The sequence below is a fragment of the Nocardia sp. GP40 genome (assembly GCF_050434125.1).
GTDB lineage: Bacteria > Actinomycetota > Actinomycetes > Mycobacteriales > Mycobacteriaceae > Nocardia > Nocardia albiluteola.
The window spans coordinates 14,920-28,696 of record NZ_JBNPVW010000010.1 but is presented as its reverse complement, the minus strand read 5'-3'; the positions used below and the strand labels follow the sequence as shown (position 1 = coordinate 28,696).

Annotated in this window: 10 protein-coding genes and 1 pseudogene; 5 read left to right on the top strand and 6 right to left on the bottom strand. The window is 67.4% G+C overall.

The annotated features are described in order from the left end of the window. Positions 1 to 124: 124 nt before the first annotated feature. On the bottom strand, positions 125 to 697 hold the full coding sequence (locus ABH933_RS27655; RefSeq protein WP_429415528.1) for a helix-turn-helix domain-containing protein: 573 nt from the start codon (positions 695 to 697) through the stop codon (positions 125 to 127). A 76-nt stretch (positions 698 to 773) separates the two neighbouring features. Here ABH933_RS27655 and ABH933_RS27650 point away from each other — a divergent pair. From ABH933_RS27650 to ABH933_RS27640, 3 genes and pseudogenes are all read left to right on the top strand, one after another. Then, positions 774 to 1,436, top strand: a pseudogene (locus ABH933_RS27650) (AzlC family ABC transporter permease); the annotation flags it as partial. A gap of 356 nt (positions 1,437 to 1,792) precedes the next feature. Further along, on the top strand, positions 1,793 to 2,107 hold the full coding sequence (locus ABH933_RS27645) for an AzlD domain-containing protein (protein WP_429412909.1): 315 nt from the start codon (positions 1,793 to 1,795) through the stop codon (positions 2,105 to 2,107). A gap of 77 nt (positions 2,108 to 2,184) precedes the next feature. After that, entirely contained in the window at positions 2,185 to 2,946 is a 762-nt protein-coding gene (locus ABH933_RS27640; RefSeq protein ID WP_429412907.1) for a phosphatase PAP2 family protein, read from the top strand. 22 nt (positions 2,947 to 2,968) lie between these two features. On the opposite strand, the gene ABH933_RS27635 is transcribed toward ABH933_RS27640, so the two are convergent. From ABH933_RS27635 to ABH933_RS27625, 3 genes are all read right to left on the bottom strand, one after another. After that, positions 2,969 to 3,670 (bottom strand): hypothetical protein, encoded by a 702-nt coding sequence (locus ABH933_RS27635; RefSeq protein ID WP_429412905.1) that lies wholly within the window; start codon positions 3,668 to 3,670, stop codon positions 2,969 to 2,971. 13 nt (positions 3,671 to 3,683) lie between these two features. Beyond that, positions 3,684 to 4,145 (bottom strand): acyl-CoA thioesterase, encoded by a 462-nt coding sequence (locus tag ABH933_RS27630; protein WP_308166606.1) that lies wholly within the window; start codon positions 4,143 to 4,145, stop codon positions 3,684 to 3,686. Between the two features lie 127 nt (positions 4,146 to 4,272). Next, complete coding sequence (locus ABH933_RS27625; protein WP_429412902.1) at positions 4,273 to 5,130, bottom strand: MerR family transcriptional regulator; 858 nt, start codon at positions 5,128 to 5,130, stop codon at positions 4,273 to 4,275. A gap of 119 nt (positions 5,131 to 5,249) precedes the next feature. Between ABH933_RS27625 and ABH933_RS27620 the strand changes: the two genes are divergently transcribed. Both ABH933_RS27620 and ABH933_RS27615 read left to right on the top strand, forming a co-directional pair. Next, on the top strand, positions 5,250 to 5,660 hold the full coding sequence (locus ABH933_RS27620; RefSeq protein WP_429412900.1) for a hypothetical protein: 411 nt from the start codon (positions 5,250 to 5,252) through the stop codon (positions 5,658 to 5,660). Between the two features lie 8 nt (positions 5,661 to 5,668). Continuing rightward, positions 5,669 to 6,466, top strand: coding sequence for an alpha/beta fold hydrolase (locus tag ABH933_RS27615; RefSeq protein ID WP_429412898.1), 798 nt, complete (start codon positions 5,669 to 5,671; stop codon positions 6,464 to 6,466). Between the two features lie 451 nt (positions 6,467 to 6,917). Here ABH933_RS27615 and ABH933_RS27610 read toward each other — a convergent pair whose 3' ends face one another. Both ABH933_RS27610 and ettA read right to left on the bottom strand, forming a co-directional pair. Next, positions 6,918 to 11,810: an NAD-glutamate dehydrogenase gene (locus tag ABH933_RS27610; protein ID WP_429412896.1), complete on the bottom strand. Its 4,893-nt coding sequence runs from the start codon at positions 11,808 to 11,810 to the stop codon at positions 6,918 to 6,920. A gap of 281 nt (positions 11,811 to 12,091) precedes the next feature. Beyond that, a complete protein-coding gene (ettA, locus tag ABH933_RS27605) occupies positions 12,092 to 13,768 on the bottom strand; it encodes an energy-dependent translational throttle protein EttA (RefSeq protein ID WP_429412894.1) in 1,677 nt (558 codons plus the stop codon). Positions 13,769 to 13,777: the final 9 nt, after the last annotated feature.

The window sequence follows — 13,777 nt, the reverse complement described above, 5'->3', positions numbered from 1 at the left end:
CGACCCAACACCGCCCGTCACCGACGCCGGGCGGATGGGGCGGCCCGGACAGTCATCGCTGACATCTCCGGAATCCTTTGCCACTCGAACGAATACGGGTCTATCGTCTCGAATCCGTTGAGAATCAGATGTAATCGCTGATCATCGTCCCCCACGTACCCGGCTCCAGCGCCTTGAACACATGCCGGGCATCTCCCGGATAGCTGATGTAATCACCGGGATTCAGCTCCACGGGCGACTCGGCGAGACCGACCAGGGCGCGGCCGGCGGCCAGCACCACATGCTCGACGACGCCACGCTGATGCGGATCCGAATCGCGCGGTTGCCCGGGCTCCGCGGCGATCCGATAGATGTCGTGACGGGGACTGGGCGGGCAGGCCGCCAGCAGCGTCGCGGTGTACTCCGAGCGCGCGGATGCGAGCACCGGCCCCTCGTCCGCCCGGATCACCTTGACCTGCGGCTGCGGCTGCTCCAGCAGACTGGAGAACGGAATGCCCAGGGCGGTGCACAGCGCCCACAGGGTCTCGATACTCGGATTGCCGGTGCCCGATTCCAGTTGCGACAGAGTCGATTTCGCGACCCCGGCCCGGCGGGCGACCTCGGTCAGTGACAGCCCGGATCGACCGCGTTCGCGGCGCAAGGCCGCGGCAATTACTTCCTGCGGTGCCGGCTCCTGGATACTTCCCTGCTCGATCATGGTGACTTCAGAGGGTACCCGGGCGGGCCCGGCACCCAGTTGACGAACCGTCCCGACCGTGTTCATTATAGAAATCATGCGTTCGATATGGCGAACACTGGATCGGGGTGACCTCACCGGTATCGCGACCGTCTGCCTGGCGGTCGGTGTCACCGGCGCGTCTTACGGCGCGACCGCGGTCACCTCGGGCCTGCCGGCCTGGCTGCCCATCGTGCTGAGCGTGCTGGTGCTCGCGGGCGGATCGGAATTCCTGTTCGTCGGCATCGTTGCCGCCGGTGGTGGGCTCGCACCCGCGGTGCTGGCCGGGCTGCTGGTCAATGCCCGGCACCTGCCGTACGGGCTGTCGTTGCCCGACGTGCTGGGCACCGGCTGGCGGCGCCTGATCGGCACGCACGTGATGAACGACGAGTCGGTGGCACTGGCCATGGGCGAATCCGACCCTACCCGCAGCCGCGCCGCGTATTGGATGTGCGGCCTGGGCGTGCTGCTGGCCTGGCCGCTGGGCGCGCTGCTCGGTGTCGGCATCGGGACCGCAGTGCCGAATCCCGGCAAATTCGGCCTGGACGCGATCTTCCCCGCGATTCTGATCGCGTTGGCGCTCCCCGCCCTACGCCAGCCGGACACACGGCGCGCAGCCCTGGCGGGCGCCGCTGCCGCCGCGATCGCCACACCGTTCCTGCCGGCGGGGCTGCCGGTACTGCTGGCATTGCCCGCCGCGTATGTGGCGCTGACCGCGGGGGACGTCATCGGCAGACTGCGGGACAGGCGTCGGCGGAGCAGTCAGGACAACGACGCGTCGGCGCAGCCCGAAACCTCCGGCATGCCAGCGGTGCAGCGCGTCCAGACCGAGGTGTCCGTGGCGTCGCTCAGCACCGCGGGCGGATCATCGACACGGCACAGGCCGTCAACACAGTGCGGGCCTTCGTCCCGGCGGGAATCGTCGACCGAGCGCCGTGTGTCCACGCAGTGTGTGCCATCAACACAGCATGGGCCGTCGACGCCGCACGAATCGTCGACGGATGGCGGGCGCATCCGCGAATCCGCAACACCACATGCGGTGCTGACCGTGAGGTCCGGCACCGGCGAGGTGGCGTCGTGAATGTCACGCTGATCGCCGGTGCGGTCGCACTCGCCACCGGTACGTACGCAATTCGTTTCGCGGGTCCGGCGCTGCGCCGTCGCATCACCTTCGCGCCGCGCATCGCCCAACTGCTGGAGATCGGCTCGGTGGTGCTGCTGATCGCGCTGGCGGTCACCACGCTCGTCCCCGCTCATCACAGGACCGACTTCGCGCTCCCTGCCGGAGTCCTGGTCGCCTTGATCCTGGCCTGGCGGCGCGCCCCGCTTGTCGTTGTGGCACTGGCCGCGGCCGCCACCACCGCGCTGCTTCGGCTACTCGGCGTCGCCTGAGCCGAGACTCGGGCACACAACTGCGCCGTAGGTCAAGCCAAGGGCACCACATCGCTCAGTGAATTCTCAGCGACGGTATGTCACTGTGGTTTGTCGGCCACGACGGCGCGGACCTGCGCCCCGACCGAGGAATCGAGGATATGACCGCGCCCGCAGCACCGTCGCCAGGCTCCATCCTGAGCCTGGACGTATCGAACATCGACGGATCCTGGTATGTCGACATGACCCGGTTCGCGCGGGACACCACGTGGCTGAACACGCCGATGACGGCGTACAGCACCCTCGGATTCGGGTTGTTCGTGGTGCTCATCCTCATCGGCTGGTGGATCGCCCGGCGACGCGACGCGACGGCGATGACCGCCGCGCTGGCCGTGCCCGCCGCGGCGGTCATCGCGTACCTGGTGAACGACTCCATCAAGCTGATATTCGCCGAACATCGGCCGTGCTACCGCTTCCCGCACGCATTCCTGCTCGAGAAGTGCCCCGCCATCGACGACTACTCGTTCCCCAGCAATCACACCGTGGTGGTCTTCGCCATGGCCGCGGCGCTGCTACTGGTCAGCCGCGCGCTCGGGATCTGGGCGCTGATCGCCGCGGCGGTCATGGGCGTCTCGCGCGTCTACGTCGGCGCGCACTACCCGCACGATGTCGCCGTGGGTGCCGTCGTGGGACTCGTCGTCGGCTATGTGTCCGCGGTCCTGCTCCGCCGGTACGCCACTCCCCTGGTCGCCAAGCTCTCGACGGGTCCCCTGCGGCCCCTGCTCACGACGACCTCGTCCGGTCGGAACAGCGCCGAGGATCACGCCGGAACCGTTCCGGACCACATCGGTCGGGCATGAACGTCGATGCCGCGCCCGAATGTCAGCGCGCGAGCAGCGCGGGACCGCGGCGGCGGGCCACCGAGCCGTAGCGGGCGTCCAGGCGGAGCCAGGTGCGGGTGGCGCGCACGCGGACGATCTCGCCCGGGGCAATACGCCGCGCTTCCGCGCGTTCACCCGCATGCGGAATGAAATCCATTGCGGTCAGCGCGAATACGACCCGCATCGGGACCTCGACCCGGTCCCCCTCGCCGGTGACCGTGAGCACCGTCTGATCCAGCAACGAGGCCGGCGGGCCGTGACCGCTGCCGTGCTCGCTGGCCAATTCCGCACCGCGCTCGGCCAATTCGACGAGCGTGCGGGCCGGAACATCGTCGATGTGAGCGAATCCCGACGTCGGCGGAAGCGCGGTGCGCCAGGCCGAGTCCATCGAGAATCCCAGGTCTACGCGGCCGTTCGCGGCGGGCCCCTGCAGACCCGACAGCAGGACGTCGCCCGCGGCGGTGACGTCGTCGACGCCCAGCTCGCCGACCACCGTGCGCACCGCGAGCGCCTCGAAGCCCGTCGCCGCCCACGCCGATACGTATCGATCACCGCGCCGACGCAGCCGGATCACGGCAGCCGGATCCAGGCGCACAGCGCGTGCGACGAAGGTGGCCAGATTCTCTCGTTCGGCGGGATCGGGGATCCGCAGCGTCCCCTGCCCGGGCGCGAGCGGTTCGGGTGTCGGTGATCCGGGCATCATGGACGTACGCGATTCACTTCCAGAGCGCCAGATAGTCGCGCTCGACCGACGTCAGGCGGCGCAGGCGCTGGGTGTCGATATCGAAGGCGGCCATCTGAGTGGTGGCCAGCACCGCGGCCGGGGAATCCGGCGCCGCGCCCGCGGCGCGCACCTCGTAGCCGATCGTGAAGTCCACCGCGCGCAGCCGTTCGATCCACATCGCCACGTCCAGCGGGGTGTCCTCGTGCCGGAGCTGGCCCTTGTACTGCACGTGCAGATCGGCCAGCACGCAGCCGGCGCGCAGGCCCTTGGTCGGCCGGTCGTCCTCGAACAGCCAGGGAATCCGCGCCTCTTCGAGCAGCGTCACCATTCGGGCGTGGTTGATGTGCTGGAAGACATCCATATCGGACCAGCGAACCTCCACCTTGGTGTGGAAACGCCGGGGTAGCACGGCATCCTGCGCTCCCTCGCCGCTGGGCGAACCGATACTCGTCACGCAATACCTCCCGATCGGGCTACCGCCCACCCGCCACGGCAGCGCGGGCGCGATGAGCATGGGCTCGGCCGACCCGCCGCGCCGCTGCGTTCGGACCGATCCGGCTATCCAGTATGCCTGTGTCGCGTCACCGCTCCGGAACGGCGGTGGTTGTCGCGGTGTTGGTGAGAAATACCGGCCAGCCGATTTCGGTGCGCCATCGGGAAGCGTCCATGGTCTCGCGCGGGCCGACGACGTAGTACTCCCTGATCGGCCCCGGCACTCCGAGCGCACTGCGGGCAACGTAGTCGGCCAGGTTCGCATAGGTGCGGTCGACGTCGACCGGCGAGCCCGGATGGCATATCACCGCCAGTTCGGCCGCGGGAATCACGGCCGGACGCACCCGGCCGATGGGGCGGACGGTGCCGGTACACGGTACGAACACTGTCGTTTCACCACGATGGTCGGTGAACACCTCGTCGGAGTAGATGCCACCGGCGGGACCGGACGGTGCCAGTTTCTGCGCGGTGAGCGTGGCATGGAGTTCCCCCAGCGCGCCCTGCAACCATGCCGGGCCATCCTCGGCGGAGACGGTCTCGGTGACGGCCGCGGCTGTGGTCACCGGAGTGGCACGCAGCTCGATCGGGACATCGTCGGATGGGTTTGCACCCAGTAGATTTCGCAACTGGTCCACGGCGCGACGGGTGCGGTCGAGCTGCTGGTGCAGGCGTTCCAGGTGCGTCTCGATGCGTGCGTTGCGTGTGCCGGGATCGGGCGCCTCGAGAACCTCCTGGATCTGCTCGAGCGGCATGTCCAGATCGCGGAATCGCCGCACGATCTGCGCGGTGGCCAGCTGGTCGGTGGAGTACTTGCGGTAACCGGTGTGCGGATCGACATCGGCGGGTGCGAGGAGTCCGATCTGGTGATAGTGACGCAGCGTCTTGACCGTCAGATGGGTGGCACGGGAGAAATCCCCGATCGACATGTAGGCGGACACGAGCACCATTGTGCAACCTCCCCCTACGGGAGAGTTCGCACCTCTTTGCGACTTGACCGTCCCGCGGCGGCAGCACCGAGGCTGGTGTCAGCGGCTCATCGGGGGTCGCGGAAAGGACACTCGCAGCCATGAGGCACATGATCGAATCGACCGAGCGCACCGGCGACGAAGACACCGCGGTCGTCGCCCGCTACACGGCGGTCTGGAACCAGCGCGACGCGCTGGTGCGCCGTCAGGGAATCGCCGAATTGTGGGTCGACAACGGCGTGGAGTACGTCGAGGGTGCTCGCTTCGAGGGGCTCGCCGAGCTCGACACCCGGATCACCGAGGCCTACGACGAGTTCGTGGGCAGCGGGAAGTACAGGGTGACCCACGCCGATGACGCGCGCCGCTCCGGCGACATCGTCAGCTTCACCATTCAGCTGGTCACCGGTACCGGTGAGATCGATTGGGCGGCACGCGTTTTCCTGATCCTCGACGGTGACGGCCGGATCCGGGAAGACTACCAGCTCACCACACGCCCCCTGGCTGCCGCGTAGGCCCGCTGATGTCTTACCTGACCACGCCCGACGGAACCGATCTGTTCTATCGAGACTACGGCGCCGGCCGGCCGATCGTATTCGTGCACAGCATGCTGATGAGCAGCGACATGTGGCAGCACTCGATGCTGCACCTGGCCGAGCACGGCTACCGGACCGTCGCCTACGACCGACGTGGGCACGGGCGTTCCGACGATCCCGGTACCGGATACGAATTCGACACTCTCGCAGACGATCTGGCCGCGCTGCTGGACCAGCTGGAGTTGACCGACGTCATGCTCGTCGGCCACTCGATGGGGGGCGGCGAGGTCATCCGGTATCTCACCCGCCATGGCAACCAGCGCGTCTCACGCATCGCGCTGGTCGGCGCGACGGCCCCGTACCTCGATGTCGACGCGAGTGCCGCGGCGGCACAGGTGGAAAGGATCCGCACCGAGTACGGCGACTGGGTCGCCGACAACGCCGGGCTGTCGTTCGGCGACCACCTACCCGGCTGCACCATTTCACAGCTCGAGCGGGAGGCCACTGTCCGCGACTGGATGCGAGTGTCGCTGCACGCCGCCGTCGAATGCATGCGGGCGAATGTGGCGGCCGACTTCCGTACCGAGGCTCGCCGAATTACGCTGCCGGCGCTGGTGATCCACGGTGACCACGATGTATTCGCCCCGCTGCACACCTGCGGACAGCGCTCCGCGGACCTCATCGCAGACAGCAAACTGCTGATCTACGAGAACGGATCCCACATGCTCCATCTCTCCCATCGCCCCCGACTAGGCCGGGACCTGCTGGACTTCGCAGCCTCATAGGCGGCTGTTTGCCGCCGAGTAGCCGCGTGCCACCACAACCGGCTACGGCACGCGGGTACAGGGGCACGATCAGGCCGGGCGACGGCGGGTGTTTGCAGTGGATTCGGCGCGGGGATTGTGATGTCCTGCCGGAGAATGTCTTTCACCGCGGGGGCGTCCCGAACCGCACCAGAATCCTGGAGCTGCATCGTACCTGGTTCGAGGGCGGTACCCCGCTGGTAGTGGACTTGCGCCCCATCGACAGGAATCGCGCTGCGCCGCGGCAGCATTGATACACGGAGCACGCCGAGGTCCGACCGCCGGGGTGGACGGGCCCTGTGAACTCGACTCGCGCGATCGCCGGGACAACCCCGGATACCCGAGCCATGGCCTGGAGCAGCAGAGTCGGTACCCCGGACCGGGAAGTCCGGTCCGTGCCGGTGCCTCGCGTGAAGGCACCGGCACGGATCACTCAGCGCATGGTCTCCGACTGCGCGCCGACGCCGCTGACCATGCTGCGAACCTGGCGAGCGGCCACCGAGAGGGTGGCCAGATCATGGGTGCCCGATTCGAACAGTTCCGACAGGGCCGCGCGGGCGCGGCCGAGGCGGGCCTGGTTCTTCGACTCCCAGTACGCGATCTTCTCCTCGGCAGTCTCCTCCGGTTCGCCGCCGGAGAGCACGTCCAGGGTGAGCGAGCGCAGCGATGAGTACATATCGTCGCGCAGCGCGAGCCTGGCCAGTGCGTGCCAGCGGTCACCGCGTTCGAGATGGCTGACCGCCTGCAGCAACCAGTCGATCTTGAGGTGCTCGTTGAGCGCGTAATAGAGCGCACCCACCTCGGCTCCGTCGCGTTCGGTGATGTCGGCGATGTCGATCACGTCCAGCAGCGGGAACAGGTTCAGCAGGCCGAACACCTCGGTCGCCAGCTCCTCCGGCGCGCCGCGCGAGATCAGCGTCGTCGACTGCTCCTGCAGCGTGTCGATGTGGTGGCCGCGCAGCCAGCCGGGCACCTTCGGCGCCAGCTCACGCACCCCATCGCTGTAGCGGTGGATCTCCGAGCCCACAGCGATCGGCTGCGGGCGGTTGGTCAGCAGCCAGCGCGAGGCACGGTCCAGGGTGCGCTTGGTCTCGAGCTCCAGCTCGTCCTTGACCGCGATGGAGGTGTCCGCGGTGCGGATGCGATCCCAGATCGACTGCAGATCGAAGATCTGACCGGCCGCGGCGAACGCCCGCACCGCATCGCTGGCGCTGGCGCCGATCTCCTCGTTCAGGCGATGCGCGTAGGTGATGCCGCCGAGATCGACCATCTCGTTCACCACCATCGTCGTGACGATCTCACTGCTGAGTCGATGCCGCTTGATCGCCGCCCCGAACCGCTCGCGCAACGGAGCCGGGAAGTACTGCGGCAGCCGCGCGGAGAAGTAGGGACTGTCGGGCAGATCGGTCTGGTGCAGGTCGGCCTTGAGCGAAAGCTTCACGTGCGCCATCAGGTTCGCCAGTTCGGGCGAGGTGAGTCCGCGACCCTCCTCGGCGCGGCGCTTCATCTGCGCGTCCGTGGGCAGCGCCTCGAGCTCGCGGTCCAGGCCGCGCTGCGCCTCGAGCTCGTCGATGACGCGCATGTGCACGTTCAGCATCCGGCACGCCTCGGCGCGGGACATGCCCATCAGGAAGTTCTGGGAGACATTGTCCGCCAGCACCATCGCGGACACATCGTCGGTCATCGAGGCCAGCAGCGGGTTGCGATCGGCGGCCGCGAGCTCGCCACTGGTCACCACGCCGTCGAGCAGAACCTTGATGTTGACCTCATGGTCCGAGCAGTCCACGCCCGCCGAGTTGTCCAGCGCGTCGGTGTTCATCTTGCCGCCGTTGGCGCAGAACTCGATCCGGCCGTGCGCGGTGGCGCCGAGATTACCGCCCTCGCCGATCACCTTGACCCGCATCGCGTTCGCATTCACGCGGATCGCGTCGTTGGCCTTGTCGCCGACGTCGGCATTCGATTCGGTGCTGGCCTTGACGTACGTGCCGATACCGCCGTTCCACAGCAGGTCCACCGGGGACAGCAGGATCGCCCGCATCAGCTCCGGCGGGGACAACGAGGTGATCCCGTCGCCCAGGCCCAGCACCGCGCGCGCCTGGGCGCTGATAGGCACGGCCTTGACCGTGCGGTCCCAGACCCCGCCGCCCTCGCTGATCAGCGAGGCGTCGTAATCGGCCCACGACGACCGGGGCAGGGCGAACATCCGCTCCCGCTCGACATAGGAGGTCGCGGCGTCCGGGTTCGGATCCAGGAAGATGTGCCGGTGATCGAACGCGGCCACCAGGCGGATATGGCGGGACAGCAGCATGCCGTTGCCGAAGACGTCGCCGGACATGTCGCCGACGCCGACCACGGTGAAATCCTGTGCCTGCGTGTCGATGTCCATCTCGGCGAAGTGACGCTTCACGCTCTCCCAGGCGCCCTTGGCGGTGATGCCCATCGCCTTGTGGTCGTAGCCCGCCGAACCGCCCGAGGCGAATGCGTCACCGAGCCAGAAACCGTACTGCTGCGCAACATCATTGGCGATGTCGGAGAACGTCGCGGTGCCCTTGTCGGCAGCGACCACCAGGTAGGTGTCGTCGCCGTCGCGGCGCACCACCCGCGCTGGAGGCACCACCGTGCCCGAGGCGTGATCGACATTGTCGGTCACATCGAGCAGACCCGAGATGAATGTGCGATAGCACGCGATGCCCTCGGCCTGCAGCGCCTGGCGATCGGCCGCCGGATCCCCGGTGGTGGCCGGCGGGTGCTTGACCACGAATCCGCCCTTGGCGCCCACGGGCACGATCACCGCGTTCTTCACCGCCTGTGCCTTCACCAGGCCCAGAATCTCGGTGCGGAAATCCTCCAGGCGGTCGGACCAGCGCAACCCGCCACGCGCCACGGGGCCGAACCGCAGGTGGACGCCCTCGACCCGGGGCGAATACACGAAGATCTCGAATTGCGGCCTGGGCTTGGGCAATTCGGTGATCTCGCGCGGCTCCACCTTCATCGACAGATACGGCCGCGAATCGCCGTTGTCGTCGGTGCGGTAGTAGTTGGTCCGCAGCGTCGCCTTCACCAGGCTCAGGATGGCGCGCAGGATGCGGTCCGCATCCAGGCTCACCACCTCGTTGATCCGCTCGGCCACCGCGGCCTCGAGCTCGGCCGCGCGCTCCGCCGAGGCCGAGTCCGGGTCGAACATCGCCGCGAACAGCTCCACGAACAGCCGCGCCACATCGGGCGCGCCCAGCAGCACGCGCGCGATGTTGGCCTGGCTGTAGGGGAAATCGGCCTGCTGCAGGTACTTCGAGTACGCCCGCAGGATCGACACCGTGCGCCAGTCCAGCGCCGCGCGCAGCACCAGTTCGTCCAGCGCGTCTGCCTCGGCGCGCTCATACCACAGCGCGCGGAACGCGTCGGTGAACCGCTCGCGCAGCCCGCGTTCCCGAGCCTCGAGCTCGTCGAGCCGGGCGGAGGTCTCGACGAGCTGCGCGTCCATGTTGCGGTCCAGTGACAGCCGCAGCAGGTCGGGACGTGCCTGGAGGCCGAAATCGTAGATCCAGCAGACCTGTTCGTCCTCGAACGTCAGCTGATAGGGGCGCTCGTCGACCACCTCCACGCCGAGGCTCTGCAGCAGCGGGAGTACCTGGCTCAGCGAGATCCCACCGCTGACATAGAGGGTGAAACGCCATGAGCCGGGCTCGGATTCGGGACGCCGGTACAGATGCTGGTCGATGCGACCCTCGCCCAGGCGCTCGAGCCGGACGATATCGGCCAGCGCGCGGACGGGCTCGAAATCCTCCTTGTACGCCTCGGGCAGTGCGGACGAATACCGTTGCACGACAGCGGGATCGAGCACGGCGGAGGTGGAAACCTCCTCGCGCAGATCGTCGTCCCAGGTGCGGCTGGCCCGCGCGAGCAGATCCTGGATGCGCACGCGGTTCGCCTCGGAGGAATCCACCGGGGTGCCGGGCTGCGCGAGACGCACCGTGAAATACACACTGGCGAGCTCGTTTTCGGACACGCGTGCCGAATAGTCGATCGAGACGCCGCCCAGTTCGCGGACCAGAATGTCCTGCATCTCGAGACGGACCCTGGTGGTGTAGCGGTCGCGCGGCAGGTAGACCTGGCAGGCCACGAATCTGCCATAGGAGTCCGAGCGCATGAACAGTCGCACCTGACGGCGCATGCTGACGTTGAGCACCGCGCTGGCGGTGCGGCGCATCGTGTCCACGTCGGAGGAGAACAGCTCGGTGCGCGGGAAGGACTGGATCACCTCGAGCATGCCCTGGCCGGAGAACGAATCCAGGTCGAACCCGCTGGCCTCGATGACCGACCGCACGCGGCGCTCGATGACCGGGATGTCCAGCACGTTCGCGTGCAGGGCGCTCACGGTGAAGACGCCGATGAACACGTGCTTGCCGATGAGCTTGCCCGCGTCGTCGAAGTCGGCGACGCCCACGAAGTACGGATAGACCGACCGGTGCACCGTCGCCGGGACCAGGCCCTGGGTCAGCAGCAGCAGCGGCTTGTCGGCCCCGTTGACGGGTACCCGGAAGTCCGTGCCGACATCCGGGCGCAGCACGCCGAGGCAACTATCCGGCACCACAACCGATTTCGAGTCCGAGGCGTCGCGTTCGTAGCGGGCGTAGCCGAGCACGGTGAAATTGCCGGCGGCGAGCCATCGCAGCAGATTCGCGCAGTCGACCAGATCGGTCGGAGAGAAGGGCGGCGTGCCCTTCTTGGCCGCGCGGCTCAGCTCGTTGGCCAGGCTGTCCTGCATGGCGCGCATGGCCTCGGTATCGCCGATGACCTGGCGCACGTCGGTGAGTACGTCGGGAATCTCGTTCTCGACCCGGGTCAGTAGCTCGCGGCTGGTCGACGGGTGCAACTGCACGTGCATCCACGATTCACGCAGCCCGGACACGCCGTTCCTGTCGACCTCGTGAGCGGCGGCGGATTCGAGCCGGCCATCGGCATCGCGGATGACCTCGAAGATCGGATGGATCACCTCGCTGACGCTGACCCCGATGCGGGTCAGGGCGGCGGTCACCGATTCGACCAGCAGGGGCATGTCGTCGGTGACCAGCTGCACCGCGGCACCCAGTCCGGAACCGTCGTCCGGATTGTGCACCAGTACCCGGCGCTCCCCGGCACGGCGTTGCATACCCAGCTCGAGGTGTCGGCGGAACACCTGGCTCGAGCTTCCTGTGATAGCGCAGTCCACATCGCCGGCGTCCACGTGGCGGAAGTACGCCTCTTCGAGCGCCGCGAGTTCACTTCGCAGCGGCTCCGGCAAACCCGCCGCCCACGCGGCACTGGACAATTCGGACGAGACGGTCATTTTCTTCGCCAACTCCTCGGACTCGGTTCCGTAACAAAGTGACGCCGGAGTCGAGAGTAGCTGGGCGCCGTACGCGTCGGGGGCGGATTTACTCCCAATGCGAGGACGGCGCCCAACCACCAGAACGGCCCGGTTGGTACGACCACGCCCGGGCGTCACCGAAAAAGCAGGTGAAGCCCGACAAATGTTGCGCCGGAGATCATTTGGCGCCTCGACGAAATGTGGCGAATCACACGTTTCGCCGGATTGTTACTCCTTGGTAGCCGAAGCCTTGCCGGGTATCAATCCCGGGTGAGCTTGCGGTGCGTGACCCGATGCGGACGGGCCGCCTCCGGTCCGAGCCGCTCGATCTTGTTGGCCTCGTATGCCTCGAAGTTGCCCTCGAACCAGAACCACTTGGCCTCGCTGTCGTCGTCGCCCTCCCACGCGAGGATGTGGGTGCAGGTGCGGTCGAGGAACCAGCGGTCGTGGGAGATGACCACGGCGCAACCGGGGAACTGCTCGAGCGCGTTCTCGAGCGAGCCGAGAGTTTCCACGTCGAGGTCGTTGGTCGGCTCGTCGAGAAGGATCAGGTTGCCGCCCTGCTTGAGGGTCATCGCCAGGTTCAGGCGGTTGCGCTCACCACCGGAGAGCACCCCGGCGGGCTTCTGCTGATCGGGCCCCTTGAAGCCGAACGCGCTGACGTACGCGCGCGAGGGCATTTCCTGGCTGCCGACCTGAATGAAGTCCAGCCCCTCCGACACGACCTGCCACACGTTCTTGTTCGGGTCGATGCCGGCGCGGTTCTGGTCGACGTAGCTCAGCTTGACCGTCTCGCCGACGGTGACGGTGCCGCTGTCGGGCGACTCCAGTCCGACGATGGTCTTGAACAGCGTGGTCTTACCAACGCCGTTGGGGCCGATCACGCCGACGATTCCGTTGCGCGGCAACGTGAACGACAGATCCTTGATGAGCTGGCGGTCGCCGAAGCCCTTGTCCAGGTGCCCCACCTCGACCACCACGTTGCCCAGGCGGGGACCCGCGGGAATCTGGATCTCCTCGAAGTCCAACTTGCGGTGCTTCTCGGCCTCGGCCGCCATCTCCTCGTAGCGGCCCAGGCGGGCCTTGTTCTTGGCCTGACGGGCCTTGGCGCCCGAACGCACCCAGGCCAGCTCCTCCTTGAGGCGCTTCTGTAGCTTCTGGTCCTTCTTGCCCTGGACCTCGAGCCGCTCGGCCTTCTTCTCCAGATAGGTGGAGTAGTTGCCCTCGTACGGGTAGGTGCGGCCGCGGTCCAGCTCGAGGATCCATTCCGCGACGTTGTCCAGGAAGTACCGGTCGTGGGTGACGGCCAGCACGGCGCCCGCATAGGAGGCCAGGTGCTGCTCGAGCCAGAGCACGCTCTCGGCGTCCAGGTGGTTGGTCGGCTCGTCCAGCAGCAGCAGATCGGGCTTGCTCAGCAGCAGCTTGCACAGCGCGACGCGGCGGCGCTCACCACCGGACAGGTTGGTGACCGGCTCGTCCGGCGGCGGGCAGCGCAGCGCGTCCATGGCCTGCTCGAGCTGGGAGTCGACGTCCCACGCGTCGGCGTGGTCCAGGTACTCCTGCAGCTTGCCCATCTCGTCCATGAGCTCGTCGGAGTAGTCGGTGGCCATGAGCTCGGCGATCTCGTTGAAGCGGTCCAGCTTCACCTTGACCTCGCCGAGGCCCTCCTCGACGTTGCCGCGAACGGTCTTCTCCTCGTTCAGCAGCGGCTCCTGCTGCAGGATGCCGACCGTCGAGCCCGGCGCGATCCAGGCCTCGCCGTTGTTCGGCTGATCCAGTCCGGCCATGATCTTCAGCACGCTCGATTTACCGGCGCCGTTCGGACCGACGACACCGATCTTGGCGCCGGGCAGGAAGTTCAAGGTCACATCGTCCAGGACGACCTTGTCGCCGTGTGCCTTACGAACTTTCCTCATCTGGTAAATGAACTCAGCCATGCTCGGGAT